Raw genomic sequence first — 26,990 nt, forward strand, 5'->3', positions numbered from 1 at the left:
TTTATCATTTAAAACATAATGCACTATGAAAAAGCATAACGATTTCCAGACTCGTCTCATTCATGCCCCAAGAAAGGCTCCGCAATTCATTGAAACGGTGCAACCTCCCTTATTTCGCGCATCGACTATCATTTTCAAATCAACTTCGCACCTTTTTGATCGTCACTGGACTGATAAGTATGACTATAGCTATGGAACACATGGCACCCCTACTACATTCACCTTAGGCGACAATATTGCGCAAATTGAAGGTGGTTTGCATTGTTTGCTTGCACCGAGTGGCCTATCCGCAATTAATATTGTGAACTCAGCATTTTTAAGCACTAATGATGAAGTATGGGTTCCAGACAATATTTACGGGCCAAATCTAGAACATTTAACTTATCTACAAAGTCAATATGGCATTATTGTTAAAGTATATAACCCCATTGACGCTGCAAGTTTTCAACCTACCGAAAGAAGTAAACTATTATGGTTAGAAGCTGCAGGTTCAGTTACTTTAGAATTCCCTGATCTTAAAAATCTAGTCAAGAAAGCTAAAAAGCATGGTGTATTGACAGCTCTAGATAACACTTGGGGAGCTGGGCTTGCGTTTAATGCTTTTAATTTTTCTGATGAACATCTATCAGTCGATTTAACCGTTCACGCATTAACAAAATATCCAAGTGGTGGTGGTGACATCCTAATGGGCAGCATTGTAACTCGTGATGAGAAACTTCATCACCGCCTATTCCGCACACACGCCATTTTAGGCATCGCAATCTCTGGAGATGATGCGGCTCAAGTTCAACGCAGCCTTGCTCATATGTCTTTACGCTATGAACAACAGTCAACCAATGCTCACACTCTACTTAAATGGCTAAAGAACCAGCCTCAATTTGCACAAGTTCTACACCCAAGTGATGAATCCTCACCAGGCCATCAATATTGGCAAGAAATCTGCATAGACGGTCAAAGTGCTGGCTTAGTGAGTGTTATTTTTAAACCTGAATATGACATTACAGCAGTACGTCGTTTCTGCGATGCATTAGAGTTATTTAAGCTCGGTTTTAGCTGGGGTGGACCCGTTAGCCTGATTATGCTTTATGATTTAAAAATGATGAGAAAGCTTGAGAATACACATTTACAACAAGGATTATTGGTTCGATTCTGTATAGGACTAGAAGATCCGCAAGATTTGATACAAGATATCGAAAATGCACTGAAACAACTGTAAAACGACAAGATTATAGTGACTCAAACCATAGGATAAAAATATATGGGTACACCGATTGTTATTGCTAAAAATATTAAGGACACATCAAAAGAAATTGTTTTACTTCCCCAGTTTGCTAACCGTCATGGACTTATTGCAGGCGCGACAGGTACAGGTAAAACAGTTACGTTAAAAGTTCTAGCAGAGAGTTTCTCTCGAATCGGTGTGCCGGTATTTCTTGCCGATGCTAAAGGCGATGTTTCGAGTCTTGCAAAAGCTGGTGAAGCTTCGGATAAATTTAATGAACGCTTAAAACTTTTACAAATTGATAGTGTTCCATTTGCAGCGAATCCAGTTGTTTTTTGGGATTTATTTGGTCAGCAAGGTCATCCTATCCGAACCACCATTTCTGAAATTGGGCCAATTTTATTAGCACGCATACTAAACTTAAATGATACCCAAGAAGGTGTTTTATCTGCTGTATTCCGTATTGCAGATGACCAAGGTTTACTTTTAGTCGATTTTAAAGACTTAAAAGCCATGATCACTTTTGTGAGTGAACATGCAGCTGAATTTAAAGCTGAATATGGCAATTTATCTCCAGCAAGCCTAGGCGCTATTCAGCGCAATTTATTAGCACTTGCCGACCAAGGTGGAGAACAGTTCTTTGGGGAACCAGCTTTAAATATTCTGGATTTTATCCAAACTGATGCAAACGGACACGGCTATATCAATATTCTTGCTGCCGACAAGCTCATGAATACACCTAAGTTATATGCCACTTTCCTCTTATGGATGCTTTCAGAGCTATTTGAACAGCTACCAGAAGTCGGTGACATGGATAAACCTAAACTCGTGTTTTTCTTTGATGAAGCTCACTTATTATTTGATAATGCCAGCCAAGCACTCCAAGACAAGATTGAACAAGTTGTACGTTTAATCCGCTCCAAAGGGGTGGGTATCTACTTTATTACTCAAAACCCACTCGATTTACCCGAAAGCGTTCTTGGTCAACTTGGTAATCGCGTTCAACATGCATTACGTGCATTCACCCCTAAAGATCAAAAAGCTGTAAAAACCGCAGCAGACACTTTCCGTGCTAATCCAGAGTTTAAAGTTGATGAAGCTATTACCCAACTTGGTGTTGGTGAGGCACTCATTAGCTGTCTAGATGAACAAGGTACGCCACAGATTGTAGAACGTGGTTGGGTTATGCCTCCGTACTCTGCATTTACACCGATCACTCCAGAAGAGCGTCAGACTTTAATCTCGCAAAGTATTATTGCTGGAGTTTATGAACAAGCTGTAGATCGTGATAGTGCCTATGAAATGCTACAGAATAAAGTTGCTGAACGCGAACAACAGCAGCAAGACACCGAACTTGCAAAACAACAAGCTAAAGAACAAGAAACTTTAGCAAAACAGCAAGCTAAAGAGCAGGAACGTTTGGCACGTGAGCAATTAAAAGAGGAAGAAAGAGCAGCCCGTGAACGAGCTAAACTCACACAAGACATTGTTGGAACTTTTGCCAAAAGTGCTGCACGCAGTTTAGGAGGAAGTACCGGCCAAAAACTCGTAAGGGGCTTGCTCGGCTCTTTATTTGGTAAATAAAAATATTAAAAAAATTGCGTTAATTTTAGGGGATTTTATATCCCCTAATTTTTTTATGGTTTTTATAAAAAAAGTTATTGCCATTAATTTTTTAAAGATGTATTTTAAATACATCTTATATAGCCAGATAAATAAGGTCTAGCCATGACTCCACAACAAATTGAACTTGTTAAATCTACTGTACCGGTTTTACGTAAACACGGCGTTACGCTGACTACATACTTCTATAAGCGCATGCTGAATAACAATCCAGAATTAAAAAATGTTTTCAATTTAGATGACCAAACCAGCTTACGTCAGCCACGTGCTCTTGCAGCTGCTGTGCTTGCTTATGCAGAAAATATTGAGAACCCCACTGTTCTAGCTAAAGCGGTAGAACGCATCACCACTAAACACGTGAGCTTAGATATTCAACCAGACCAATATGCAATTGTTGGGGACAACCTACTTCATTCAATTAGTGAAGTACTCAACGTGCCATTCGAATCAGAGCTTATTGAAGCGTGGAAACAAGCATACTTACAGTTGGCTGATATCTTGATTGGTGTTGAAAAACAAAAATACGAACAACTTGAAAGCTTAAAAGGTGGATGGGCTGGCTGGCGTTCATTTGAAATTACTCAAATTGATCCTCTGGAATCTGGCAAACGCTTCACTTTAAAAGCAACTGACCATGAAGACGTACTGACTAGCCCAGCAAATGCCTTTATTTCAGTTAAAGTACAAGTTCCCGAACAACAACTTGAACAACCGAAAGCTTTTAAATTTACTGAAGCTCAAGAAGATAACTCGTATCACTTTGAAGTGCAGCCTGAAGAAAATCATACTGAGTTTTCAGTTGCTAATATTCTACTTGAGCATTATAGAGTGGGTGATCAAGTACAGGTTTCAGCCCCTTTAACGCTGTAATGTAAAAACCTCTTGCCTGAAAGTTTTCTTATTAAGACTTTCAGGCTAAGATGATCATCCTTTTTATCTCTTCCATTTTTGGTGATCATGCAGCTTAATAAATTTACCGATTATGCATTACGACTCTTAATGTATGTTGCACGCCCAAGTGATGCACCCTACACGATTGCAGAAATCGCGAAAGATTTGCATGTTTCACAAAACCATCTAGTTAAAGTTGTTCACTTCATGGGCAAGCAGGAATGGATTATTACCATTCGTGGAAAAGGCGGAGGAATTCGCTTAAATCCAGATGCACTTAACTCAAATTTAGGTTCAATCGTTCGAATATTACAGGGCAACAATCAAATCGTTGAATGTAATACACCACCTTGTGTATTACGCAGTCACTGTGGTTTAAAAGGTATTTTAGATCAGGCTTTAGAAAGCTTTTATCAAAGTCTAGACCAATACACACTCGGAGAAGTTTTGCAGCAATCAAAATCTGCTCCTGCCAACTCCCCTATTGCATTTTTACAAATCTAAGCTCTACTGATTTTGATAAGTCGACTTATTGAAAATTAGCAAGAATACCCAAGCTCCTTTATACTAGGCGCGAGCCCTCTCATTTAAAAAGTTATTTTTTATGCGTCGTAGTGAAAAATCGAAAGACACCAAAGCCAGACTCGCACCCAAGCAAAAGATCAGCTATGAAAAGAAACCAGATCCAGCGATCACGGCATATGCTGTGCAATCACTCAACTGGTTACGCCAAGCTGAGTTTCTAATGAGTGCACCTAAATTGGCACTTTGTGTTGAAGATAGTGGCTACGAGATCGCTTTTGCAGGACGCTCAAATGCCGGTAAGTCCAGTGCTATCAATGCACTAACCAACAAAAAACAGCTAGCGCGCGCCTCTAAAAAACCTGGCCGTACCCAGATGATTAACTTCTTTAGTCTAGGCAACCCCGATCAACGTTTAGTCGATCTTCCCGGCTATGGCTATGCAGCCGTACCTGAAGATATGAAACGAGTATGGCAAAAAGAATTAGAGAACTATTTAATCCATCGTAAAAGCTTACAAGGCTTAGTATTACTTATGGATATTCGCCATCCTCTACAGCATTTCGACATGATGATGCTAGAGTGGGCTTATTCACGTCATCTCTTTGTTCATATTCTCTTAACGAAAGCAGACAAACTTAATCGTGGCCCTGCAAACAAAGTGCTATTAGAAGTTAAGCAACAACTGAAAAAAATGAAGCTTGATTTCTCGATTCAACTTTTCTCCTCACTTAATAAGTTAGGTTTAGAAGAGCTAGCAAGTGTTATGGCTGGACGCCTGCATTTTACGCTTGATCAAGAGCCGGAATTTGACGTTGACGCGATCCCTGAAGCATCAGATGAGGATACTGAAGAGTAAATCGTCAAAACAGATACAATTTCTTTATTAAATTTATTTTCAAATTGGCCCCTATTGCTAAACACAAATGTAGGGGCTTTTTTTATACTCGTTATAACTTCATCGAGTTAAAAATCAGGACTAAATGATGAAATTGTTATCTTTTTTGAAGAACAAGGCTTTAGGTTCTTCTATTGACTATAAAATTCTTCCACGTAAAGTAAAATTTGACTGGAAAGATACCCCTGTTGACTGGATTCCAAATCAGCCTTTCGCAAGTTATTTTATTAATGAAATTAATAACATCTTACCTGCTGGAGAATTCTGGTTTTGCCGTTTGTACAATAAAGTTTTACCGCAAATTAAAGATGAAAAACTTAAACAGGATGTGCAAGCATTTATCCGCCAAGAAGCTATGCATGCCAATGCGCATACTTCTGCCAATAAAGAATATTTAAGCGCACGTAATATTGATATCCAGCGAAATCTGGACATTATGAATTATCTATTTACCACTGCCTTAGCAGATAAACCATTTGATAAAGAAGTCCCTCAATTTCTACAAGCGCAATGGGACCTTTTCCGTTTAGGCGTTATTGCAACTGTTGAGCATATGACCTGTGTATTAGGGAAATATGCACTCTATAACGAGCGTTGGGAAGAATTAGGCGCTGACCCTGAAATGGTCGATCTGGTTAAATGGCATGGTTCAGAAGAAATTGAACACCGTACCGTTGCTTTTGATTTATATCGCCATTTGGGTGGTGGATATATTCCACGCTACTATTTAAGCCTTGCAGTGATTGTACTGGTGCTTGGATTATGGGTAGATGGTGCTGCGCATATTATGAAACAAGATCCACGTTTTGCTGATGCTGCTAAATCTAGATTTTTCCCAGTATGGGTTGCTGTAGAGTGGTATAAAATTAGCAGAAAAGATAACCAAGTGCTACCAAATCCATTTTGGCTGATTGCCCAACAAATTGATTACCTCATGCCTTGGTATGATCCAGTCAAGGAAGGCAGCACTGAAGATGCGGTTAGCTATTTATCGCAATCTCCAGCAGCGAAAAGAGCCGAGTTACAAGCAGCTTAAAAATAAAAAGCAGGATTTTAAATCCTGCTTTTTTATTTAGGAGATTAGACACTGATATCTTTATCTTTTGTATAACGGTCGACAACCACACTAATCATCATATCACCCTGCACATTTACCACTGTTCTTACCGTATCCAATAGACGGTCAATCGGAAGTAAAATTGCAATTGCTTCAGCCGGTAAACCTACAGACTGTAAAACCATAATCATGGTAACCATACCAGCACTTGGAATTCCAGGGGCCCCTAGTGATGCAATCATTGCTGTTAAACACACAATAATTTGTTGTGTCAGGTTTAAATCTAGCCCCACCAAATTTGCGACAAATAATGCAGCGGCTGCTTCATATAGTGCAGTGCCATCCATATTAAGCTGTGTACCTAAAGGAATTACAAAACCAGCTGTTTGCGGACGAACACCTAAGTTTTCCTGTGCGCATTTCATACTAAGAGGCATTGTGGCAGAACTAGAGCTGGTTGCAAATGCTGTAATTAGCGCTGTACGTGTTCCTTTGAAAAAAGTCCAAGGACTCATGCGGCCAAAAATCCAAAGTAGCAACGGTAAAACAACAGCACCATGAAAAATGGTAGTCCCTGTCACTACAACAGCAAACTCAGCCAAACGACTGAGTACCGAAATATCTTCCGTTGCCATTAACTTTGCTAATAAGGCAAAAATACCCAAAGGTGCTAGCTTCATTACCCAGCCGACTAGCATCATCATCATTTCAAAAAATTGATGACTTAATACGCGAATACTTTTAAAACGCTCACCGCCATGGACTAAAGCAACACCAACAAATAGTGCAAACACCACAACAGCTAAAACGTTACCATCGCTAAATGCTTTAAATGGGTTAATTAATGTATTTTGAATAAAATTAGTGAAAAAACTTGCAGGATTTAAACTATCTGGTGCCTGATAGTTTTGCATAGACGTTTGGAAAATAGAGATATCTATACCGCGCCCTACTTCAAATAGATGAGCACAACTTATACCTAAAATTAAAGCTAATGTTGTTGTAGTCAAACAACATAAAAAGGTAATTTTCCAGACTGGACCTAACTGCCCTCCCGCCTGCAAATTAGAGACACCCACAACAATCGAGCTAAAAATCAAAGGCACCAACAACATTTTAAGCAGCCCAATAAAGACACTACTTAATATGCCTAACCCATATAAACTATGTTTTACAAACGCAGTATCGGGATACAACGTTAATATAAAACCAAAGGCTAAGCCTAAAATGGCAGCAATAAGAATTTGTGTATTTAAGTTCATATCAGCATTATTTTTTTCAGTTGGCAATCCTTTTGCAAATATGACATGAGCTTGCTTTTCATACGAGCAATTTTTTGTCACATCGTTTCAATTAAAAATAAAAAAGCCATCTAATCAGATGGCTTTATAAATAAGCTTATTGCGTTTCAATTTCCCGCAAACGAATTAAACCCTCTTGCACGGTACTGCATACAAGTTGGCCATTTTGCCACATACGGCCAAAGTTCAAGCCGCGAGAAGCTGCGCTAACGGTTGCTTCCATATCGTAAAGCATCCATTCATCGGCACGCAGCGGGCGATGAAAATAGATGGCATGATCAATACTTGCACACTGCAAACTTGGAGAAATATAGCTAAGCCCATGTGGTCTTAAAGCAGTTGTCATTAAGGTAAAGTCTGAATAAAACGCAACAATTGCTTGATGTAGAGCAATATCATCTAAATGCTTTGGAATACGGTCATGTGTGCGGATATAGTGCGCATTATAAGGAGCTTCAGGTTGCGGTTGAAACGGATTTACCGGATCAATTGGGCGAATTTCCACATGGCGCTCACGCATGAAACTAGCACGAACATTTTCAGGTACGAAATTTAAAATACCTTCTTTGAGTTCATTTTCAGATTTAATAGTCTCTGGTGCAGGGTACTCTGGTTCTTGATGTTGATAGTTTAAGCCTTCTTCGGGGTTAGCAAAAGAAACCATCGCCGAGAATATAACTCGCCCATGCTGAATTGCACGAACCTGACGACTTACGAAACTCTTCCCATCACGTAAACGGTCTACTTCATAGATAATTGGGGCATTAATATCGCCGCCATATAAAAAATATGCATGCAAAGAATGCGCTGGACGATCGGTTGTATAAGATGCTGCACGTAAAGCCTGACCCAAAACCTGCCCACCAAAGACACGTTTACCGACGAGATTACGGCTTATGCCACGGTAAATATTTTCTTCTAGCTTTTCTAAAGTAAGAAGATCGACAAGTTCTTGGGTTAACGCATTCATGAGAGATACCTTCATATTTCAGGTAAAAAATCGTATTAAAGTACAGATGTGTAGAATCTATTGTGCCATAAAAAACTATTTGAACATGGAACAATCAGTCAACTTCTGACGAAGATTGCTCATATAACAGCTAAAAATACGATTTTTAACGATAAAATATGCCAAAAGCATTATAATTTATAAGAAAGTAGCATATTGTTTTTTTTAATAAATGCCGCAAAATAATTACCCTCTGCATTTGGTGCTGGGATTTGTCTTTAAGAAGTAGGAGTTCTTATGTCCAAGAGTGGGTTTGGTCAAATGTATCGTCGGCTTTCGAGTAAACTACTTGACCTCGTGGTAACACCACATGTTCTTGGGGAAGTTCCTACTGAACCAGTATCAGAAACAACAGAAACAGAAGCAAAAACTGACCGCCAAAAAGTGGTCTGTTACGTCTTACAAAACCACTCTCGAAGCAATGCTTTAGTGGTTGATGGAGAAACGCGTCGTTTAAATTTAAAACCTGCGTTAGACCCACTCATTGTGGGTACTCATCAGGAAAAAGCATCGGTTTTATTTTTACAGCACAATGATGAAAATAATTTACTGAATCCGCCTCCTCATGCTTTTCCACCGCGTTTAATAAAACTGATTGAAGTTTTACAAGAAAACCCTGAACTTGATATAGAGCTTGTTCCGGTTACAGTTTTATGGGGCCGTTCGCCAGATAAAGAAGATTCTTGGTTTAAATTATTATTTTCAGACACATGGGCAACACCAAGCACAGTTAAGCAGCTGGTTAATATTGGTTTGCATGGCCGTCAGTCTTATTTAGAATTTCATGAACCACAATCGCTACGTGAATTGGTTGAATATGCACAGCAGCATTATCCAAATCTTTCACCAGCAACTTATATTGTAAGTACGTTAAATGATTATTTAGACCGTCAGCGTGAAGTGGTACTAGGCCCCGATTTGTCGGATCGCCGTAATGTCATGCAGTCAGTCGTAAAATCTCGTGATGTTCAAGAAGCAATCCGCCGTGAAAGTATTCGCGGAAAAGTGAGTATGCTTGAAGCGGAACGCCGTGCGATTGGTTATGTGAATGAAATCGTATCGGATTATTCACATTCAGCAGTGCGCTTTGCTGACCTTGCCTTAACTCGCCTATGGACCCAGCTTTATGACGGCGTAGAAGTACATAACTTTAGTACTGTTCGTGAACTAGCGAAAGACTATGAAGTTGTCTATACACCGTGCCATCGTAGTCACATTGACTATTTACTATTGTCATATGTGATCTATAAACGTGGCTTAATGGTTCCGTATATTGCTGCGGGCGATAACTTAAACTTACCTTTTGTTGGTCAACTTTTACGTGGAGGCGGTGCATTCTTTATTCGCCGCTCTTTCCGTGGAAATGGACTCTACACTACTGTATTTAAAGAATATCTATATAGTATTTTGTCACGCAACACGCCTCTTGAATACTTTATTGAAGGTGGACGTTCACGTACTGGACGTTTATTACCGCCTAAAACCGGTATGCTTGCCATGACAGTTCACAGCCATTTACGTGGCCGTGCTAAACCGATCGTTTTCTTACCAACGTATATTGGTTATGAACGACTCATGGAAGGCTCAACTTACGTAGGCGAAATGCAAGGTAAGCCAAAAGAAGCCGAATCTATTTTTGGTATTGTGAAAACCTTACGAAAAATTGAGCGCATTTTTGGTAAAGTCCACGTAAACTTTGGTGAACCTGTTTTCCTTGATGATCTGCTTAAGCAACATAATGCGGAAAATGTTTACATCGAGAAAAATGACGATCCGATTCCTCAAGCTGTTTCAGATGCAGTAAATAGCTCTGCACATGCAATTTTAGAAAATATTAACCGAGCTGTGGTGATTAACCCTGTTTCTTTACTTTCTATTATTTTGCTTGCAACTCCAAAGCATACGCTTGATGAAGAGATCTGTATTAAGCAACTTGAGGCTTACCGCAACTTGGCATCAAACTTCCCATATGACCAACGTATGGAAGTAACGCCACTTTCTGGTAAAGAAATTATTGCGTATGGTTTAAAGCTTAAACTCATTAAACGCGTTCAGCATGCACTTGGTGATATTATTGCAATTGAAGATAACCAAGCTGTTCTTCTGACTTACTTCCGTAATAACATCTTGCACGCCTTTGTTTTACCTTCTCTAGTAGCATCACTTGTTGAGCATAATGGAAAAATCAGTCGTTCAGATTTAACTAATGTCATCTATACGCTCTATCCATTCCTGAAAGCTGAGTTATTCCTTAAATGGAAGAGCAGCGAGCTTAAGGCACAAGTTGAGCAATATGCAGATGCTTTAGTTCAATCTAACCTTATTCAACAAGACGATGAAGGTAACTTGATTAGCTCTGCGCCAAATACAGAAGAGCATAATCAGCTTGTTGTTTTAGCAACGCCAGTTAAGCAAAGTCTTGAGCGCTACTACATGACACTCGCGCTCATTACTCAACGTGGTTCAGGTAATATCTCTGCTAAACAAGTTGAAGAATTAAGTCATTTATTAGGACAACGTTTATCAGTTCTATATGAATTTAATTCGCCAGAGTTCTTCGATAAAGCTTTATTCCAAAGCTTCTTAAAAGTACTTACTCAGCAAAATTACATTCGTACCAATGACCAAGGCCAAATTGAGTTTGATGACAACTTCCGTCAAATGGCTGCTGGCGCACAGTTGGTGCTTGATGAAGTAACCTTGCAAATGTTGCAGCACATCACCACCTTTACTGACGAAGAATTGAAAGATGCTCTTGAAGCAATGGCATCTCAACAAGCTAAACGCCGTTTAAAACGCAAAAAAGCTTAAAGTCTTCAGTCAAAATAAAAGGCAACTTCGGTTGCCTTTTATTTTATTAGCGAATTGGACATTCAAAATAACGTGGATCGTCCATACAACGTAAGCGCTTCATAAGCTGAACGAAATAAGCATCGTAATAACCTGAAAGAACGTACTGATTACGTATTTTGGCAACCATTACGTCATAACTTTGCTTCTCATAAAAAGAGACATCTACCCAATAATAAGCAGGTAAATGATTTTCCCATTGTGTCGCACGATTCGTCAGCAATTGGCTATTTTGAACGAACCATCCTCGAATTTTCCGGCCAAAATTAGCAGGATAAGCTTGCGGCTTAATAATTAAATTGACGCCGAAATATGCCAACGGAAAATTGATGACTTGAGTATCTGGTCCAAATTCTTTTTGTAAATTATATGGCAATAAACCATACACGGGGGCAGCAATAATATCGATTTTATTTTGCTTAAACTGCGCAATCGCGTTAGATAAATTGACATAGACTGGCTGAGCACCTACACTTCGTACCAGTGCTTGTTGTGGTGGATTGTTAGGTAGCACCCCAATACGCTGATTTCTTAATTGAGCGACTCTAGAGAGGTTCTTATTTTTTAGAACCATGTAAGCAGTTCCAATTGGAATCATTCCTATAGCTTCATAATTCTTAGAAACTAACCTTTTCTCGATTGTAGGATGATTTAAAAGCTGCAAAAAGCTTTTGGCCGTACGGTTATTAGGAATAAGCCCTATACCCGCGGTACTTCCCATAAATTGGTTATAACGATAAGTATTGAAATTGGATGCAGCTAAACCTGAACATTTTCCATCATCAAAAGCTTGTATGGCCTGCTGTTCTTTTTGATAGGTAACCACTTTAAATTTGACTTGGTATTGCTGAGCATAAAGTCGAATGTCATTTAAACGGCGAGTAATATCCCCTTGGGACCCGATAGGATCATAGGCACACCACACCTGATCCTCAGCCCAACTCGCAACAGCTGTTATGCTCAAGATAAGAGCTAAACAAATTTTTTTCACTTTCAACCTTTTTATCTTTATCGGCAATTTGACTGCCTCATCAGGTATTTATGTTCTTATTTAAAGTTTAATCAGAATTTCATTTAGTGCTATGAACATTTAAACATAATAAATAGTCATTAAAGCAAATTGGATGTTCCAACTGAAAACCTGTTGTAGATAAATGTTTTGCATAAATTCTTTTACCTGAAATTTGGTTTGATTCTAAAGTTAATTCTGGCAATCCCAATTGTTTTTGAAACCACACAATAATTTCATGCAAAGGCAATGGTTGATTATTAGTCACAATATAGCTTGCTTGATGACTTTCGTAATCAGCCATAAAAGCCAAAAATCTTGCTAAATCATCAATATGTATTCGATTGCTATAATGTATATTTGGATAACTTTGATTATTTTCAGCCATTTTCTTTAAGCGGGCAATGGAAGTTCCATAAATACCTGTAGGACGAACAATTACAGATTGAGTTGGATAATATTTTTGCCAGAGTAACTCCATATTACGCAATATATAGCCTTGTGCATCATTTGGATGAATTTCACTAAAATCATCAATGATCTCCCCTGCATTTTCACCATACACCCGCGTAGAAGAGACAACAATTATTTTTTTTACTGGATGTATTTTTAATGCTTCTCGAATCGGTTCAATACTATCTACATAAGTATGTTGATAGCCCTCAACCGTACTCTCATTTGGAGAAAGTAAAATATATACGACATCCACAGGTTCAATTTTACTTAAATCAAGTTTAAAGATATCTTGAACAAGATGTGTTGCGTAACTATCCGTTTTTACACTACGGCTGATTGTGGTAATTTGATGTTCTTTCTCAAATAGTTGTTTAGCAACACGCTGAGATGTTTTACCATAACCGATAAATAATATATGCATAGAAAACTCGTTGAGGGGACATGACTTCAGTCCATCAGTTACAAGGCGTTGGATCGGCTTCAGCAGCCCTACTCGAAAAACTAAATATTTTTACCACAGATGATTTATTGTTTCATCTGCCACGTGATTATGAAGACCGCAGTACGATTATTCCAATGAATCAACTTGTGGTTGGGCGGAGCTATTTACTCGAAGGTGAAGTCAAATCAATTGATTTCCCTCCGGGAAAACGAAAATCTATGGCAGCCTTGGTGCAAGATGAATTCGGTAAAGTCACCTTACGCTTTTATCATATTTATAAAAACCTGACTGATAAAATAAAACCCGGTCATCGCTTACGTATTTTTGGTGAAGTCCGTGTAGGTGCTCGCGGCCTTGAGATGTATCATCCTGAAATTCAACTCATTCATGAACATACACCTCTACCAAAAACTCAGCTGACAGCAATTTATCCAAGTACCGATGGGTTAACTCAACCCAAATTACGCGAATACGTTAAACAAGCTTTAAAGCATCATAGTGATGCCTTACCAGAGCTACTCCCAAAGCAATATACCAATGGCTATGCGCTTAAAGAGGCTTTGTATTACATTCATGAGCCTCCTGTGGATGCCAACATGCTTCAATTGGCTCAAGGCTCGCACCCTGCACAGCAACGGCTTATTTTTGAAGAGTTGGTTGCGCACCAAATTAGTTTACTTAATCGCCGGGCTTATATTCGTCAAATTGCGTCACCTGCTTTTTCAAGCAGTAAAGTATTAGCTAAAAAACTATTAGAAGCTTTACCATTTCAAATGACCAATGCACAAAAACGTGTATCTAAAGAAATTTTAAATGACTTAAAACAACACCAACCTATGCTACGTCTAGTACAAGGCGACGTAGGTGCTGGAAAGACCCTTGTTGCAGCTGTAGCCGCTTGTCATGCTTTAGAAGCAGATTGGCAGGTTGCATTAATGGCTCCTACTGAAATTCTTGCAGAACAACATTATTTAAACTTTAAACGTTGGTTTGAACCATTAGGTATTACCGTGGCATGGTTATCTGGCAAACAAAAAGGTAAAGCCCGTGCCCAAGCAGAGCAGCAAATTAAAGAAGGCCACGCGGAACTTATTGTGGGTACCCATGCCTTATTTCAAGACAATGTTGGCTTCGCTAAATTGGGGCTAGTGATTATTGATGAACAACATCGTTTTGGTGTAGACCAACGTTTAGCTTTACGCAATAAAGGTGCTGAGCAGTTCACTCCACATCAACTCGTGATGACAGCCACTCCGATTCCAAGAACTCTAGCAATGAGTGCTTATGGTGATTTAGACACATCTATAATTGATGAGTTACCTCCAGGCCGTACCCCAATTCAAACAGTTACGATTCCTCTTGATCGTCGAGAGGAAGTACTTCAACGTATTGCTTCAAATTGCAGAGATGGGAAACAGGCCTATTGGGTATGCACATTGGTTGAGCAGTCTGAGACTTTAGATGCTCAAGCAGCAGAAGCAACTTACCAAGAGATGAAAGAACGCTTTCCTGAACTCAATATTGGTTTGGTACACGGCAAAATGAAAGCTGATGAAAAGCAAGCCGTAATGCAAGCATTTAAAAATAATGAATTACAACTTCTTATCGCAACAACAGTGATTGAAGTTGGAGTAGACGTTCCTAACTCTTCCATTATGGTGATTGAAAATGCCGAGCGTTTAGGGCTTTCTCAGCTACACCAATTACGAGGTCGCGTAGGTCGAGGTGCTCAAGCTAGTTTTTGCGTACTTTTATATAAAACACCTCTCTCTCAAAATGGACAAGAGAGACTTTCTATTTTAAGAGAAAGTAATGATGGCTTTGTGATTGCAGAAAAAGATCTGGAACTACGTGGACCGGGTGAATTATTAGGGACTAAACAAACTGGGGATATGGGATTTAGAGTGGCTCGTTTAGAGCGAGATGATCACCTACTGAGTCAAGCCCACTATGTGGCACAGCAAGTTTTAAAAGATTATCCAGAACAGGCAGATGCTCTATTAAAGCGTTGGCTTCCTGAGGCGCCTCGCTACGCCTATGTTTAATTTTTTAAACTTCCAACATCTTATTCAGTTATTTTCACCTTGCTCATTGTGCGAGTTAGGCATGCGAGAAAAATACTCGCTCTGTAAAGACTGTTGGGAACAGCTACCTTGGCTTAAACAAACGATTCAACGTAATAATCACTCTGTTCTTGTGGCTTGTAATTATGCTTATCCGGTTAACCGGATTATTCAGCAGTTTAAATATGAACAAAAGTTACATTATCAGATCTTATTAGGTGAAATTTTAAAACAATTAAAATTTCCCAAGGTACAAGCGATCGTACCTATGCCCATTTCCAATCAACGTTTAATCGAGCGTGGTTTCAATCAATCATTACTACTTGCCAATATCTTAAGCAGACACTTAAAAATACCTGTTTGGCAACCGATTCAACGTTTAAACGAGCACTCTCAAAAAGGGCTTACTCGGCTAGAACGCTTTGAAAATATAGAACAACAATTTTTACCTCATCATCAAGAGAAACGACGTTATCGCCGCGTTCTCATTATTGATGACGTGATAACCACGGGAAGCTCTGTTCATGCGCTCAGTCAGGCACTTAAACAATTAGGCTGCACATCCATTCATACCGTGTGCCTAGCAGCGACGCCGAAGAGTTAGGCTATTGCACCGTAGATAAATACTCTTCACACCAAGGAATGACAATTTCTCGGGTCAATGGTGCAAGTTGAGTTTCTGAATCATTTAAATCTATCCACTTCATTTCTGCAATTTCGGCTGCAATTTTAGGTGCTTGGTCGAGCTGAACAAGGTATAAATGACTCACCAAAATATGATCTGGCTCATTGGCAGCTACTGTTTCGAAATGACCAATAAATTGCTCAATCACACAAGAGCTTCCGACTTCTTCTAAAATTTCGCGTTGCATGGTGATCTCTGGTGCCTCATTAGGTTCCAGCTTGCCACCTACTTGCATAAAAGCGTGTGTATTACGCTTTCTCACAAGCAACAACTGATTTTGCTCATTTAAGATCACTGCGGCAGCGACCGTAATTGTTTTCACCTATTTAACCTCGTTTATGGTTGGACATCTGCGTTTGTCCATTTTGGAGCAGGAGCCTGATATTGCTCAAATTGTTGAAGAATATCTTCAATTTTGTCTGATGCGATCAATTTATCAACGAACCGTGCTTGGCTGAATCCATTATCCACCGTTCCTTGAATCATTTTAAGTAAATCTTCATAAAAGCCCGCTACATTTAAGAAAGCACATGGCTTTTGATGAATCCCTAATTGCGCCCACGTCCATTGTTCAAAGATTTCTTCCAATGTACCAGCGCCACCCGGCAAAGCAATGAAGCCATCTGAAAGATCCGCCATCTTGGTTTTACGCTCATGCATATTCTCAACCACATATAATCTGGTTAAGCCCGGATGAGCTAACTCACGATCAACTAAAGCACGAGGGATCACGCCAATGACTTGACCACCTGCTTGTAAGGCGCTATCGGCCACCACACCCATTAGGCCTGAGCGACCACCACCATAAACCAAGGTCTTCCCTTGTTTTGCAATAGCCTCGCCTGTAGCTTGGGCAATTTTTTGGAAAATTGGGTTTGAACCAAGAGATGAACCACAGAAAATACAAATTGATTTCATAGTGTAAAAAACCGTTTTATTGAACTGTCATGCTGACAAACTAAACTATCGATAGAGTTTTTTTTGCAAAATAGCGTATTGGCAAGTGTTTTTCGGCAAATCCTTGTCTAAAATACACCCATCCATTTCCATCAGACTGCGTGAGGAAAAAAGACACATGCTTGAAGCCTTTTATGCCACAGAACGCGGAAGTCTGGAAGATGCCACCATCAATGGTGGATTTGATCTACATCCCGAATTAGTCTGGCTTGATCTTATTGCACCCTCGCAAGAAGAGCAACAATGGGTATTAGATGCCTATGACCAAAATTTACCAACACTAAAGTCGCTTGAAGACATTTCATCTTCTGCACGATTTTACCGTGATGATGACGGTATTTTGCACATCAGTACTTATTTTTTAACGAAAAATAAAAATTATCAGGTGGATGGCGACGCTGAAGAGTCATCACATATGCTTGCCATGGTGCAAACCGTAGCTTTCATTTTACATAAAGACCGCCTCTTTACGATGCGTGGAGAAAAACTAGTTGCGTTTCGTGCCTTTCGTGCCCGTGCTCGCCGAAATGACTATGACATGGACTATAAAGATCCTACCTGGATCTTATTAGGCCTTCTTGAAGCAAAACTCGATGAGCTTGCGGATATCTTAGAAGATATCCACAAAGATTTAGAAAAATACTCCACCGAGGTTCTTAATAACCACCAACGTGAAAAAATTCTAGATCTCGATGACATGATTACACGCCTAGCTCAACAAGAAGATATGCTAGGAAAAGCACAGCTTTGTCTCATTGACTTACGACGTGTACTTACTTTCTTATCGCGTCCACGTGCTTTAGGCAGTCATATTTATGACGCAGACATTCGAGAGCTCAGTGAAGATGTGCGCTCACTGGTAGAACATGATGCGTTCTTATTCCAAAAAGTACGATTCTTACTTGATACGACGTCTGGATTCATTAACACAGAACAGAATGACACGATTCGTCGATTCTCGATCTTACCAAGTATGTTAGCTCCTCCAATGCTTATTGCCAGTATTTACGGTATGAACACAGACGTATTACCTTTTGCACATGGTACGACCAGTTTCTTTATTGTTTTGCTGATTATTATGGGTTTCTTTATTGGGCCGATCATTTATTTCCGCTGGAAAAAATGGATCTAAGCTTTGTAATAAAATGCTAATTTCGAGCATAAAAAAGCACCTAAATATAGGTGCTTTTTTACATCAAAAACATCAGATCATTTGCAGATCGTCCTGCAAATGACAGGCTTGAATGATCTTCAGCATTTTTTCAGGTACATTTTTAAAATGCAAACCAGTATTTTTTGGAGTCTCTCGTAACCATTGAACTAAAACAGCCAAGGCCAAGGTACTACCATGCTCAAGCTCAGTTAAATCCACCACAAGTGGGAAGCTTTGCTGCTTCTTTATGATAGCTAAACCTGCTTGATACTGTTGTTCCGCATTTTCAAAATCAATTTTTCCCGAAACAACCAATTGTTGGTTGAGATACTGAACCACACGTCACCTACTTATTTCTTTTTGTTTTGATTAACAGCTGCGTCTGCATCAGGTTGGAAAGTTGCAATTGCTTTATTTAAATCACCGCCATTGCGTTTCACTGTTGCAGCAAACTGATTACGGAACTGTAATCCTAGATCAATACCAGAAACATTGATATTACGGATTTTCCATTGAGTACCTTTGTCAGCCAACTGGAAAGAAACAGGAATTTTTTCACCATTGTGATTAAAGTCCAATGTCACTACAGGGTTTTTACCCGCAGTTGCCTTGTAAGGACGCATGGTATAGCTTTGATTTGTATATTTAGCAAATGCGCTACCGTAATTTTCAATTAATGTATTACGGAAGTTTGTTTCAAACTGAGCACGCTGTGCAGCTGTACTATACTGATTCGTCGCATAAGTACCCATCACAATACGAGTGAACGCTTGTGAATCAACATATGGGTCTAAGTTCTGACGTACAATTGATTTTACTAAAGCAGGATTGTTCTGCAACTTAGCATGATCTGCTTTTAAACGAGCGATCAAGCCATCAGCAACACGCTTGATAAAATCAGGTGGTGCTTCTGAAGGTGCAGCAAAAGCTGTACCTGCAATCATAGTAGACAAAAGACTTGCTGTCAGGGTTTGTTTAAACAACGTATTCACCTGGAACCACTCCTTCAAATAAACTCTTACTCAACAAATGACGGCTGTGTACTGCTGTCGGTACTTGCAGGAGCTTTTTCTTCTGCTGAGGATGAACCAGCGGCAACTTTACCTGCGCCACCACCAGTAATAAATTTACTAATTAAATCTTCTAAATCCATGGTTCCTTGGGTATTTGAAATTGTATCGCCACGTTTAAGATAGTTTAAACCACCACCTGGAACGACTTTCAAATATTTCTCACCCAACAAACCATTGGTTGCAACCATTATATAAGCATCTTCATCAATACTGGTGATGGAGGACATGTTACTGATCAGTTGCTGTTCCATTGCTTTTTGTTGCTCTTGAGAAGCCTGCGTATAATCAGAACTATAACGTAGTTCATCTAAAGCATTTTTTTGGACTTCTTTTAGCTGCTCAGCATTAAAACTTGTCAATTTTCCATCCAAACCAAAGGTTACCGTAGCCAAACGCGTAACTGGATCAAGGGTAATTGAATCAACACGACCAATTGTGACACCGCTCATCGTTACTTTAGCACGAGGCTTTAAACCATTGACGTTATCAAATTGAGCCTTCATGGTATAACTATCATTTAAGTTAGTACCAACAAGACCACTAACTTTCATGGCTAAAAAGAACAAGGCAATACCGAAGATAATAACAAAGATACCTACGGCCAGCTCACTACTACGTGATTTCATTAAATCCCTCCGAACATGACCGCAGTCAACACGAAATCAAAACCTAAAACACATAATGAAGAATATACAACTGTTCTCGTCATTGCAGTTGCGATTCCTTCTGGAGTCGGATCACATGCATATCCTTGATATACCGCAATCCATGTACATAACAAAGCAAACACAATACTTTTGATAATGCCATTTACGACATCATGCCCAAATTGCACGTTGTTTTGCATACCGCTCCAGAATGAGCCTTCATCGACGCCAAGAAAATCGACACCTACCATTTTACCGCCCACAATACCAATCGCAGCAAAAATGACAGTTAGCATCGGTAAACTGACCACTCCCGCCCAAAGACGTGGTGATACGATTTGTTTTAATGGGTCAACCCCGATCATTTCCATGCTGGCAAGTTGTTCACTTTGCTTCATTGAACCAATTTCTGCTGTTAATGCAGAACCTGCTCGACCAGCAAATAATAACGCAGCAACCACAGGTGCCAATTCACGCAGCAATGTTAAAGACACCATGGTGCCTAGCATTGATTCACTGCCGACGTTCACTAAAATTGAATATCCTTGTAAACCCAGTACCAAACCAATAAATAGGCCCGACACAGTGATAATTAACAAAGACATCACCCCTACCCGATGCATTTGGTAAATAAATCGTCCAAACCCACCAGATGAAGGAAAAGAAAAAACAATTTGTAAGAGCATTAGTGCCGCAACACCAATCCCTCGAATCCGCTCAATAACGAGTCTACCTAACCAGGCAATCGTATTCATGGACGAACCTCGTTATCTAAATAGGCTTGATGACTAAATTGGTATTCAACAGGTCCTTCTGCCGAACCTGTTAAGAATTGGCGCACAAATGGAGAAGCATATGCCTGTAATTCTTCTGGTGTTCCTTCCCCCTGAATTTTTCCTTCTGCTACAACATAAATGTAGTCAGCAATAGAAAGGGTTTCGGGAACATCATGCGAAACAATAATTGTTGTTAAATCTAAAGCTTCTCGCAATGAACGTATTAAACGTGTCAATACACCTTTTACAATGGGGTCTTGCCCCGCAAAAGGTTCATCGTACATGATTAAATCAGGGTCAAGCGCTATCGCACGTGCCAAAGCAACACGACGGTTCATACCACCTGAGAGTTCTGTAGGCATTAATTGTTCAGAACCACGCAAACCAACTGATTCCAGTTTTAATGCAACCAGTTCAGCAATTAGATTTTCAGGAAGTTTGGTATGTGCTCGAATTGGAAATGCGACATTTTCATAGACCGACATATCCGTAAATAAAGCACCACTCTGAAATAACATTCCCATACGTGCACGGGCTGAAAAAAGTTCCTGACGAGACATTTTTGCAATATCTTTACCGTCGAGCAAAACTTCGCCCTGATCAGGAACTAACTGTCCACCGATCAGACGTAATAATGTTGTTTTACCTGTACCAGAAGGTCCCATAATAGCCGTAATCTGGCCACGACGTATATTTAAACTAATATTGTCATAAATGACGCGTTCCCCTCGATTAAAACTCAAATTTTTCACTTCAATAAGTGGTTGAGTCGAGAGAGGAGTTTTATTATTCATAATGGCAATCGTTCCTGCACTTTTATGCACGCATACTATAACACTGAAAATTGGCAAACTTGTTGTTATTTTGACAAAAGCAAAGCTAACTTAGTTGGTAGAAATAGAAGAGGTATGTTCGTAAAAAGAGGTTAATTCAGAAATTTGAAACTGCTCAATAGAACTTCCAGTTATAAAAGCATAGGCAAAATAAACCCCATTACACAAAACAAGTGCAATAAAAAGATAAGGCAAGCCGTGCTGAACTAATAAGTTCTTCAACTGTGCCATTATTGTTTCTTTTCGTTTACTTCTACTCATTATTTAATAAAAAATTGAACTAATTCACACTTTGTTATTTTATAACAAAACTGAAAAATAAGAAAGGCCAGTATTTCTACCGGCCTTTCTTTAAACAAACTATTGATTAACGGTCGAATTTACGACGCGGTTTGTCATCAAAGCTACGACGCGGACGATCTTCACCACCGAAGCTACGTTTTGGACGATCTTCGCCACCAAACGCTGGACGCTCCCCACGTGGTTTATCATCAAAGCTACGACGCGGTTTATCGTTAAAGCCACCTTCGCGGCGTGGACGATCTGAGTTGAACTCACGACGTGGACGATCTTCGCCACCAAATGATGGACGTTCACCACGTGGTTTGTCATCAAAGCTACGACGCGGACGATCTTCACCACCGAAAGTACGTTTTGGACGGTCACCAAAACCATTTTCACGACGTGGTTTGTAATCTACACGGTTACCACGGTTGTCATCATTTGAGTCAAAACGCGGTTTATCGTTGAAACCACCTTCGCGACGCGGACGATCTGAGTTGAACTCACGACGTGGACGATCTTCAAAACCACCTTCACGGCGTGGGCGATCTGAATTGAACTCGCGACGTGGACGATCTTCACCACCGAATGGGCGTTCACCACGTGGTTTGTCATCAAAGCTACGACGTGGACGGTCATCACGACCACCTTCACGGCGTTTGAAGTTGCTTTCGCCTTCAAAACGACGACCACCGCCAAAACCGCCACCACGACGACCATCACGACCACCGTTGCCGCCACGACCACGACCACCGCCATCACGACCTGAACGAGCAGGAGGTGGAGATGGCTCTAAGCCTTCAATTTCAGAAACACTTAAACGTGCATCTAAATAGTCTTCAAGCGCACGGATTTTACCGCGTTCACGATAAGTCGCTAAAGTAATTGCTTGACCTGTACGGCCAGCACGACCTGTACGACCAATACGGTGTACATAGTCTTCGTGTTTCATTGGTAAACCGAAGTTAATTACGTGAGAAATTGTCGGTACGTCAAGACCACGTGCAGCAACGTCTGTCGCTACCAAGATTTTTGCACGACCTTCACGAATACTACGTAAACGACGGTTACGAACTGTTTGTGGCATTGCACCGTGAAGTGCAACTACAGAGTGACCTGCTTCTGCAAGTTCTTCAGCCAACATATCTGTATCTTCTTGAGTGCTCGCGAATACAACCGCTTGATCAAGAGTTTCATCAGCCAACCAGTGAGTCAGAAGTTTCTTCTTGTGTTCGAAACCATCTGTCCAGTGTAAAGTTTGGGTGATGTCAGTGTTTGTACTGTGACCTGTTTCAATTGCAATACGCTCAGGTTCATTCATCATGCGTTCAGCAAGACGAATAATACGGTCAGCGAAAGTTGCAGAGAACATTAATGTTTGACGACGGTTACCAGCTAAATCGCTGATCGCTTCTAAATCTTCAGAGAAGCCGAGGTCTAACATGCGGTCAGCTTCGTCAACGATTAAAGCTTCAACTTTATCTAACTTTAATTGACGACGGTTTACTAAATCTAATAAACGACCTGGAGTCGCAACAATAACTTGTGCGCCTTTAAGTTGTTGGATTTGCTTACCAAAAGGCATACCACCCATGATTGCAGCAATACGAACACCTTTCATGTGACGTACGAAAGCAATCGCATCTTGGCTAACTTGTTGAGCCAATTCACGTGTTGGGCATAAAACTAAAATGTTAGGTTGGGTCACAGCTTTCATACGTTCTTTGAACGGAACAAAAGTTTCTTGACCAGCTAAATTATGTAATGTCGGTAATAAAAATGCCGCAGTTTTACCAGAACCAGTCTGGCTAGATACTAGAAGGTCTTTTCCTTCTAAAGCTGCAGGAATAGATTGTTCTTGCACAGGAGTCGGGGTAGTAAAACCTAAACCTTCAAGCGCTTGTTGTAAGGTTTCATGCAAAGAAAATTCGGCAAAAGTTTTGCTCATAGAGAGTTTCACCCTAGTGGGTGCTCCATTTTTAATAAATACAAAATAGACATCGGCACAAAGCGGCAAAGCAAAGTTAGCTGAAACATTTTTTCAGCAGCAATCCGAGTAACGACGATGTGGACTAAACGCACGCTTGATTACGGCCGAACCTGAAGAATCGCTGAGCGATCGGGGCGCAAGAAATGGTCCTCTCTATGGACAGCGTGCGCTTACAATGAATAGAACAGAATGTTCAGGTAATGAACGGAAATTTAAGTGCGTGGGCGGATTATAGCAGAAAGAAATTAAAAGTCATGTGTTTTAATCAACTTTCTTCATATTTATTGAACTCAGTAACATTTACCCATGGCTTAAAAAATAAAACCCTCTGATAATAGAGGGTTTTATTTATAAATAATTAAATTATTTTGCGGCTTGAGCCCAAGCTGGAACTACAGTTTGCATTAAAGGTTTTAGCATTTTGAGTGAACTTGCAAGCACTTGACCATTTTCAAGAGATTCATTACCACCGCGTGCATCAACCACTACACCGCCTGCTTCTTTAATAATAAGCTCACCAGCAGCGATATCCCATGGTTTTAAACCAAGCTCAAAGAAACCATCAAAACGGCCAGCAGCAACATATGCTAAATCTAGGGCAGCTGAACCACCACGACGAATTTGTGCGCCTGCTTGAGTAACCGCTAATAATGAAGCAAAGTGTTGTTCTGCATAAGATACAATCTCACCAGCACGTTTAGCGCGGTAAGGATGGCCTACTGCCAAGAATGTATTTTCTAAAGTATCTTTTACATTTACACGAATACGGCGTTGGTTCATAACTGCACCACGACCACGACTTGCAGAGAATAATTCGTCACGTACTGGGTCGTAAATTACGCCGTGCTGAGTAACGCCTTTATGCTGAACTGCAATAGAAATACAGAAATGAGGGAAACCATTAATAAAGTTTTGCGTGCCATCAAGCGGATCGATTACCCAGCACCAGTCTGCATCGTGGCCTTTGCCTTCTTGCAAACCGAACTCTTCACCTAAGAAGCTATGGTTTTTATAACTTTTACGTAATGTATCAATCGTCAATTGTTCCAAATAACGATCTACACGTGTTACTGGGCCATCAATGCCTTTCTCTTCAACTTGCAAATCGAGTTTATGACGATTTTGATGCGCTTTTAAAAGCTCTTGACCAACTGTTTGAGCCGCACGCGCAGCCATAACCACCATAGGTTCCATTGAACACCCACTACAATACAAGTTTGAAGATTTTGACAAAGAATAATGCATAAAAGCGCATACATTTTAGCAAATGAATGCGCTTTAGGGGAAAAAATGTTTCAAAAATTTTATTAAAGGCTTAAACCACCTGATTTAGCTTAAGCCAAGCTCGCTCAATTGAGTTTAAAATACCTTTAGCATCTAACCCACAATCTTGTAGCATTTGACCATGTGATGCTTGTTGTAAAAACAAATCTGGCAGACCTAAATTAATGATAGGTTTAACAATTTGTTCTTGTGCCATGAACTCATTTACTGCACTGCCTGCACCACCCATAATTGCGTGTTCTTCAACAGTGACGAATAATTGTGTATGTTCAGCCAAATCACGAATAATTTTTTCATCAAGTGGTTTCACAAAACGCATATTTACAACACGCACACCAACATCATGTTTTTGTGCAAACTGCTCAGCAGCTTCTATGGCAACCATAACGCGGCTACCAAACGCTAAAATTGTAATCTGCTCATCACAAGCAGGTTTAATTTCAGCAACTACTTCAGCTTTACCTAATTCAATAGCAGTTAGCTCTTGCTGAATTTCAACGCCTACCCCCGCACCACGAGGATAACGTACTGCTGCTGGCCCATTATAAGCATAGGCGGTATGTAGCATTTGACGGCATTCATTTTCATCTTTTGGTGCCATGATGACCATGTTCGGAACTGTACGCATATATGCATAGTCATATGCACCAGCATGAGTTGGACCATCTTCACCAACCAAGCCTGCACGGTCAATGCCGAAAGTTACATCAAGATTTTGTAATGCGACATCATGAATAAGCTGGTCGTAACCACGCTGCAAGAATGTTGAATAAATCGCAACAACAGGTTTTAAACCTTCACAAGCCATTCCCGCTGCAAGTGTTACTGCGTGCTGTTCGGCAATTGCAACATCGAAGAAGCGCTTTGGAAATTCTTTAGCAAACTTAACCATGCCCGAGCCTTCACACATGGCTGGGGTAATCGCTAATAAACGTTCATCTTGTGCAGCTTCGTCACACAACCATTGACCAAATACATCAGAATATTTTGGTGGCGTTTTACCTGCTGAAGTCGCATTAATTTTGCCAATTGCATGATAGGTAATTGGGTCAGCTTCTGCCGGAGTAAAGCCTTTACCTTTTTTAGTATAGACGTGGACTAAGCGTGGACCTTTACGCTTTTTCAATGCATTAAATACTTGAACGAGTTGATTTACGTCATGTCCATCAAAAGGACCGAAGTAGTCAAAACCAATCGCTTTAAATAAATTATCGGCTGCATCTGTTGCCGATTGATGTAAACGAGAGTTGTACGTCCATTTCGGATGCGGCTGTACATAAGCCTCACCATGTTCATCGACATTAACTAAATGACCTTTTTCCCAAATTGCAGCTAAATGTTTAGCAAAACCACCTGTACTGCAAGAAATCGACATGTCATTGTCATTAAGTACAACAATTAAATCGGCATCGTGTGCCACAGCATCGTTCATGGCTTCAAATGCCATACCTGCTGTCATTGCGCCATCACCCACAATGCAAACGACTTCACATGGGTCATTTTGATAGCGACGCGCTAAAGACATTCCTAAACCTGCCGAAATTGCAGTTGATGAATGCCCTACGCCGAATGTATCAAAAACTGATTCTTCTCTAGCGGGAAATGCTGCCAAACCGTTTTTAGCACGGATTGTTGTCATTTGCTCACGGCGACCAGTCAAGACTTTGTGTGGATACGCCTGATGTCCTACATCCCAAACTAATCGGTCATTTGGAGTATTAAAGCAATAATGCAGCGCAACCGTCAGCTCAACCACGCCGAGGTTAGCACCGAAATGGCCACCACTCTGGCCTGCTGCATATAAAATATATTGACGCAACTCATCAGCCACTTGAACCAATTGGCTATGCTCGAGCTGACGTAATTGTTGAGGATGATCAATTGCATCTAACAATGGCGTAACAGGGCGTTGAGTTGGAATTTCGGTATACAACATATGTGGCAAAGCCTTTATAAGCCTGGCAAAT

The 26,990-nt window shown here is 40.2% G+C and carries 26 protein-coding genes; 11 read left to right on the plus strand and 15 right to left on the minus strand.

The window, feature by feature from the left end:
- Positions 1-25 precede the first annotated feature (25 nt).
- The 7 genes from metC to F928_RS16780 all read left to right on the plus strand — a co-directional run bounded on the left by metC (position 26) and on the right by F928_RS16780 (position 6,192).
- A complete protein-coding gene (metC, locus tag F928_RS16755; protein ID WP_005078334.1) occupies positions 26-1,216 on the plus strand; it encodes a PLP-dependent transferase in 1,191 nt (396 codons plus the stop codon).
- 42 nt (positions 1,217-1,258) lie between these two features.
- Positions 1,259-2,806 (plus strand): helicase HerA-like domain-containing protein, encoded by a 1,548-nt coding sequence (yjgR, locus tag F928_RS16760; protein WP_005078337.1) that lies wholly within the window; start codon positions 1,259-1,261, stop codon positions 2,804-2,806.
- Entirely contained in the window at positions 2,796-2,948 is a 153-nt protein-coding gene (locus F928_RS22405; RefSeq protein ID WP_106405814.1) for a hypothetical protein, read from the plus strand. Before yjgR ends, F928_RS22405 begins: the two co-directional genes overlap by 11 nt.
- Positions 2,949-2,950: 2 nt before the next feature.
- A complete protein-coding gene (locus F928_RS16765) occupies positions 2,951-3,715 on the plus strand; it encodes a globin domain-containing protein (RefSeq protein WP_005078339.1) in 765 nt (254 codons plus the stop codon).
- A gap of 87 nt (positions 3,716-3,802) precedes the next feature.
- Positions 3,803-4,240: an RrF2 family transcriptional regulator gene (locus F928_RS16770; protein ID WP_005078341.1), complete on the plus strand. Its 438-nt coding sequence runs from the start codon at positions 3,803-3,805 to the stop codon at positions 4,238-4,240.
- 100 nt (positions 4,241-4,340) lie between these two features.
- Positions 4,341-5,117, plus strand: a complete 777-nt coding sequence (gene yihA, locus F928_RS16775; RefSeq protein WP_002116788.1) for a ribosome biogenesis GTP-binding protein YihA/YsxC — start codon at positions 4,341-4,343, stop codon at positions 5,115-5,117.
- Between the two features lie 124 nt (positions 5,118-5,241).
- Complete coding sequence (locus F928_RS16780) at positions 5,242-6,192, plus strand: metal-dependent hydrolase (protein WP_080632740.1); 951 nt, start codon at positions 5,242-5,244, stop codon at positions 6,190-6,192.
- Positions 6,193-6,236: 44 nt separating this feature from the next.
- Here F928_RS16780 and F928_RS16785 read toward each other — a convergent pair whose 3' ends face one another.
- Together F928_RS16785 and tesB are read right to left on the minus strand one after the other, a co-directional pair.
- Positions 6,237-7,502 (minus strand): dicarboxylate/amino acid:cation symporter, encoded by a 1,266-nt coding sequence (locus F928_RS16785; RefSeq protein WP_031945274.1) that lies wholly within the window; start codon positions 7,500-7,502, stop codon positions 6,237-6,239.
- A gap of 109 nt (positions 7,503-7,611) precedes the next feature.
- Positions 7,612-8,484: an acyl-CoA thioesterase gene (gene tesB, locus F928_RS16790; protein ID WP_005078348.1), complete on the minus strand. Its 873-nt coding sequence runs from the start codon at positions 8,482-8,484 to the stop codon at positions 7,612-7,614.
- A gap of 276 nt (positions 8,485-8,760) precedes the next feature.
- Between tesB and plsB the strand changes: the two genes are divergently transcribed.
- Positions 8,761-11,334: a glycerol-3-phosphate 1-O-acyltransferase PlsB gene (plsB, locus tag F928_RS16795; protein ID WP_005067259.1), complete on the plus strand. Its 2,574-nt coding sequence runs from the start codon at positions 8,761-8,763 to the stop codon at positions 11,332-11,334.
- Positions 11,335-11,380: 46 nt separating this feature from the next.
- Here plsB and F928_RS16800 read toward each other — a convergent pair whose 3' ends face one another.
- Positions 11,381-12,364: a putative solute-binding protein gene (locus F928_RS16800; protein WP_005078349.1), complete on the minus strand. Its 984-nt coding sequence runs from the start codon at positions 12,362-12,364 to the stop codon at positions 11,381-11,383.
- 79 nt (positions 12,365-12,443) lie between these two features.
- Positions 12,444-13,259, minus strand: a complete 816-nt coding sequence (locus F928_RS16805) for an NAD-dependent epimerase/dehydratase family protein (protein ID WP_005078350.1) — start codon at positions 13,257-13,259, stop codon at positions 12,444-12,446.
- A 20-nt stretch (positions 13,260-13,279) separates the two neighbouring features.
- On the opposite strand from F928_RS16805, the gene recG reads away from it, so the two are divergent.
- On the plus strand, positions 13,280-15,325 hold the full coding sequence (gene recG / locus F928_RS16810; protein ID WP_005078352.1) for an ATP-dependent DNA helicase RecG: 2,046 nt from the start codon (positions 13,280-13,282) through the stop codon (positions 15,323-15,325).
- The gene (gene comF / locus F928_RS16815; protein WP_016806074.1) at positions 15,318-15,947 is read left to right on the plus strand and encodes a ComF family protein; all 630 of its coding nucleotides are present in this window, start codon (positions 15,318-15,320) and stop codon (positions 15,945-15,947) included. The genes recG and comF overlap by 8 nt, the downstream gene beginning before the upstream one ends.
- A gap of 1 nt (position 15,948) precedes the next feature.
- Here comF and mutT read toward each other — a convergent pair whose 3' ends face one another.
- A complete protein-coding gene (gene mutT, locus F928_RS16820) occupies positions 15,949-16,350 on the minus strand; it encodes an NUDIX hydrolase (RefSeq protein WP_005078355.1) in 402 nt (133 codons plus the stop codon).
- Positions 16,351-16,364: 14 nt separating this feature from the next.
- Entirely contained in the window at positions 16,365-16,946 is a 582-nt protein-coding gene (locus tag F928_RS16825; protein WP_005067248.1) for an LOG family protein, read from the minus strand.
- A gap of 157 nt (positions 16,947-17,103) precedes the next feature.
- On the opposite strand from F928_RS16825, the gene F928_RS16830 reads away from it, so the two are divergent.
- A complete protein-coding gene (locus tag F928_RS16830) occupies positions 17,104-18,117 on the plus strand; it encodes a magnesium and cobalt transport protein CorA (RefSeq protein WP_005078356.1) in 1,014 nt (337 codons plus the stop codon).
- Positions 18,118-18,189: 72 nt separating this feature from the next.
- Here the strand turns inward: F928_RS16830 and F928_RS16835 are convergent, their stop codons facing one another.
- The 9 genes from F928_RS16835 to dxs all read right to left on the minus strand — a co-directional run bounded on the left by F928_RS16835 (position 18,190) and on the right by dxs (position 26,959).
- Positions 18,190-18,477 (minus strand): STAS domain-containing protein, encoded by a 288-nt coding sequence (locus F928_RS16835; RefSeq protein WP_005078357.1) that lies wholly within the window; start codon positions 18,475-18,477, stop codon positions 18,190-18,192.
- Between the two features lie 11 nt (positions 18,478-18,488).
- Positions 18,489-19,130: an MlaC/ttg2D family ABC transporter substrate-binding protein gene (locus F928_RS16840; protein WP_002116826.1), complete on the minus strand. Its 642-nt coding sequence runs from the start codon at positions 19,128-19,130 to the stop codon at positions 18,489-18,491.
- Positions 19,131-19,156: 26 nt separating this feature from the next.
- Positions 19,157-19,837: an outer membrane lipid asymmetry maintenance protein MlaD gene (locus tag F928_RS16845; protein ID WP_002116957.1), complete on the minus strand. Its 681-nt coding sequence runs from the start codon at positions 19,835-19,837 to the stop codon at positions 19,157-19,159.
- Positions 19,837-20,613, minus strand: a complete 777-nt coding sequence (gene mlaE, locus F928_RS16850) for a lipid asymmetry maintenance ABC transporter permease subunit MlaE (RefSeq protein WP_002117010.1) — start codon at positions 20,611-20,613, stop codon at positions 19,837-19,839. The genes F928_RS16845 and mlaE overlap by 1 nt, the downstream gene beginning before the upstream one ends.
- On the minus strand, positions 20,610-21,428 hold the full coding sequence (locus F928_RS16855) for an ABC transporter ATP-binding protein (protein ID WP_002116999.1): 819 nt from the start codon (positions 21,426-21,428) through the stop codon (positions 20,610-20,612). The genes mlaE and F928_RS16855 overlap by 4 nt, the downstream gene beginning before the upstream one ends.
- A 90-nt stretch (positions 21,429-21,518) precedes the next feature.
- Positions 21,519-21,728, minus strand: coding sequence for a hypothetical protein (locus tag F928_RS0103935; RefSeq protein ID WP_025465417.1), 210 nt, complete (start codon positions 21,726-21,728; stop codon positions 21,519-21,521).
- 106 nt (positions 21,729-21,834) lie between these two features.
- Positions 21,835-23,697, minus strand: coding sequence for a DEAD/DEAH box helicase (deaD, locus tag F928_RS16860; RefSeq protein ID WP_002116866.1), 1,863 nt, complete (start codon positions 23,695-23,697; stop codon positions 21,835-21,837).
- A 405-nt stretch (positions 23,698-24,102) separates the two neighbouring features.
- Positions 24,103-24,933 (minus strand): inositol monophosphatase family protein, encoded by an 831-nt coding sequence (gene suhB / locus F928_RS16865; RefSeq protein ID WP_005078362.1) that lies wholly within the window; start codon positions 24,931-24,933, stop codon positions 24,103-24,105.
- Between the two features lie 121 nt (positions 24,934-25,054).
- Positions 25,055-26,959 (minus strand): 1-deoxy-D-xylulose-5-phosphate synthase, encoded by a 1,905-nt coding sequence (gene dxs, locus F928_RS16870; protein ID WP_005078364.1) that lies wholly within the window; start codon positions 26,957-26,959, stop codon positions 25,055-25,057.
- Between the last annotated feature and the right edge of the window lie 31 nt (positions 26,960-26,990).

Origin of the sequence: Acinetobacter pittii ATCC 19004 = CIP 70.29 (assembly GCF_000369045.1) — a bacterium.
GTDB lineage: Bacteria > Pseudomonadota > Gammaproteobacteria > Pseudomonadales > Moraxellaceae > Acinetobacter > Acinetobacter pittii.

What these genes read in the sequence shown, in the direction of transcription:
- tesB (WP_005078348.1), bottom strand. Translation starts at nt 8,484, where the DNA reads ATGAATGCGTTAACCCAAGAACTTGTCGATCTTCTTACTTTAGAAAAG.
- metC (WP_005078334.1), top strand. Translation starts at nt 26, where the DNA reads ATGAAAAAGCATAACGATTTCCAGACTCGTCTCATTCATGCCCCAAGA.
- yihA (WP_002116788.1), top strand. Translation starts at nt 4,341, where the DNA reads ATGCGTCGTAGTGAAAAATCGAAAGACACCAAAGCCAGACTCGCACCC.
- F928_RS16780 (WP_080632740.1), top strand. Translation starts at nt 5,242, where the DNA reads ATGATGAAATTGTTATCTTTTTTGAAGAACAAGGCTTTAGGTTCTTCT.
- mlaE (WP_002117010.1), bottom strand. Translation starts at nt 20,613, where the DNA reads ATGAATACGATTGCCTGGTTAGGTAGACTCGTTATTGAGCGGATTCGA.
- F928_RS16805 (WP_005078350.1), bottom strand. Translation starts at nt 13,259, where the DNA reads ATGCATATATTATTTATCGGTTATGGTAAAACATCTCAGCGTGTTGCT.
- F928_RS16770 (WP_005078341.1), top strand. Translation starts at nt 3,803, where the DNA reads ATGCAGCTTAATAAATTTACCGATTATGCATTACGACTCTTAATGTAT.
- F928_RS16765 (WP_005078339.1), top strand. Translation starts at nt 2,951, where the DNA reads ATGACTCCACAACAAATTGAACTTGTTAAATCTACTGTACCGGTTTTA.
- deaD (WP_002116866.1), bottom strand. Translation starts at nt 23,697, where the DNA reads ATGAGCAAAACTTTTGCCGAATTTTCTTTGCATGAAACCTTACAACAA.
- plsB (WP_005067259.1), top strand. Translation starts at nt 8,761, where the DNA reads ATGTCCAAGAGTGGGTTTGGTCAAATGTATCGTCGGCTTTCGAGTAAA.
- dxs (WP_005078364.1), bottom strand. Translation starts at nt 26,959, where the DNA reads ATGTTGTATACCGAAATTCCAACTCAACGCCCTGTTACGCCATTGTTA.
- F928_RS0103935 (WP_025465417.1), bottom strand. Translation starts at nt 21,728, where the DNA reads ATGAGTAGAAGTAAACGAAAAGAAACAATAATGGCACAGTTGAAGAAC.
- F928_RS16825 (WP_005067248.1), bottom strand. Translation starts at nt 16,946, where the DNA reads ATGAAATCAATTTGTATTTTCTGTGGTTCATCTCTTGGTTCAAACCCA.
- suhB (WP_005078362.1), bottom strand. Translation starts at nt 24,933, where the DNA reads ATGGAACCTATGGTGGTTATGGCTGCGCGTGCGGCTCAAACAGTTGGT.
- F928_RS16845 (WP_002116957.1), bottom strand. Translation starts at nt 19,837, where the DNA reads ATGAAATCACGTAGTAGTGAGCTGGCCGTAGGTATCTTTGTTATTATC.
- F928_RS16830 (WP_005078356.1), top strand. Translation starts at nt 17,104, where the DNA reads ATGCTTGAAGCCTTTTATGCCACAGAACGCGGAAGTCTGGAAGATGCC.
- F928_RS16855 (WP_002116999.1), bottom strand. Translation starts at nt 21,428, where the DNA reads ATGAATAATAAAACTCCTCTCTCGACTCAACCACTTATTGAAGTGAAA.
- comF (WP_016806074.1), top strand. Translation starts at nt 15,318, where the DNA reads ATGTTTAATTTTTTAAACTTCCAACATCTTATTCAGTTATTTTCACCT.
- yjgR (WP_005078337.1), top strand. Translation starts at nt 1,259, where the DNA reads ATGGGTACACCGATTGTTATTGCTAAAAATATTAAGGACACATCAAAA.
- recG (WP_005078352.1), top strand. Translation starts at nt 13,280, where the DNA reads ATGACTTCAGTCCATCAGTTACAAGGCGTTGGATCGGCTTCAGCAGCC.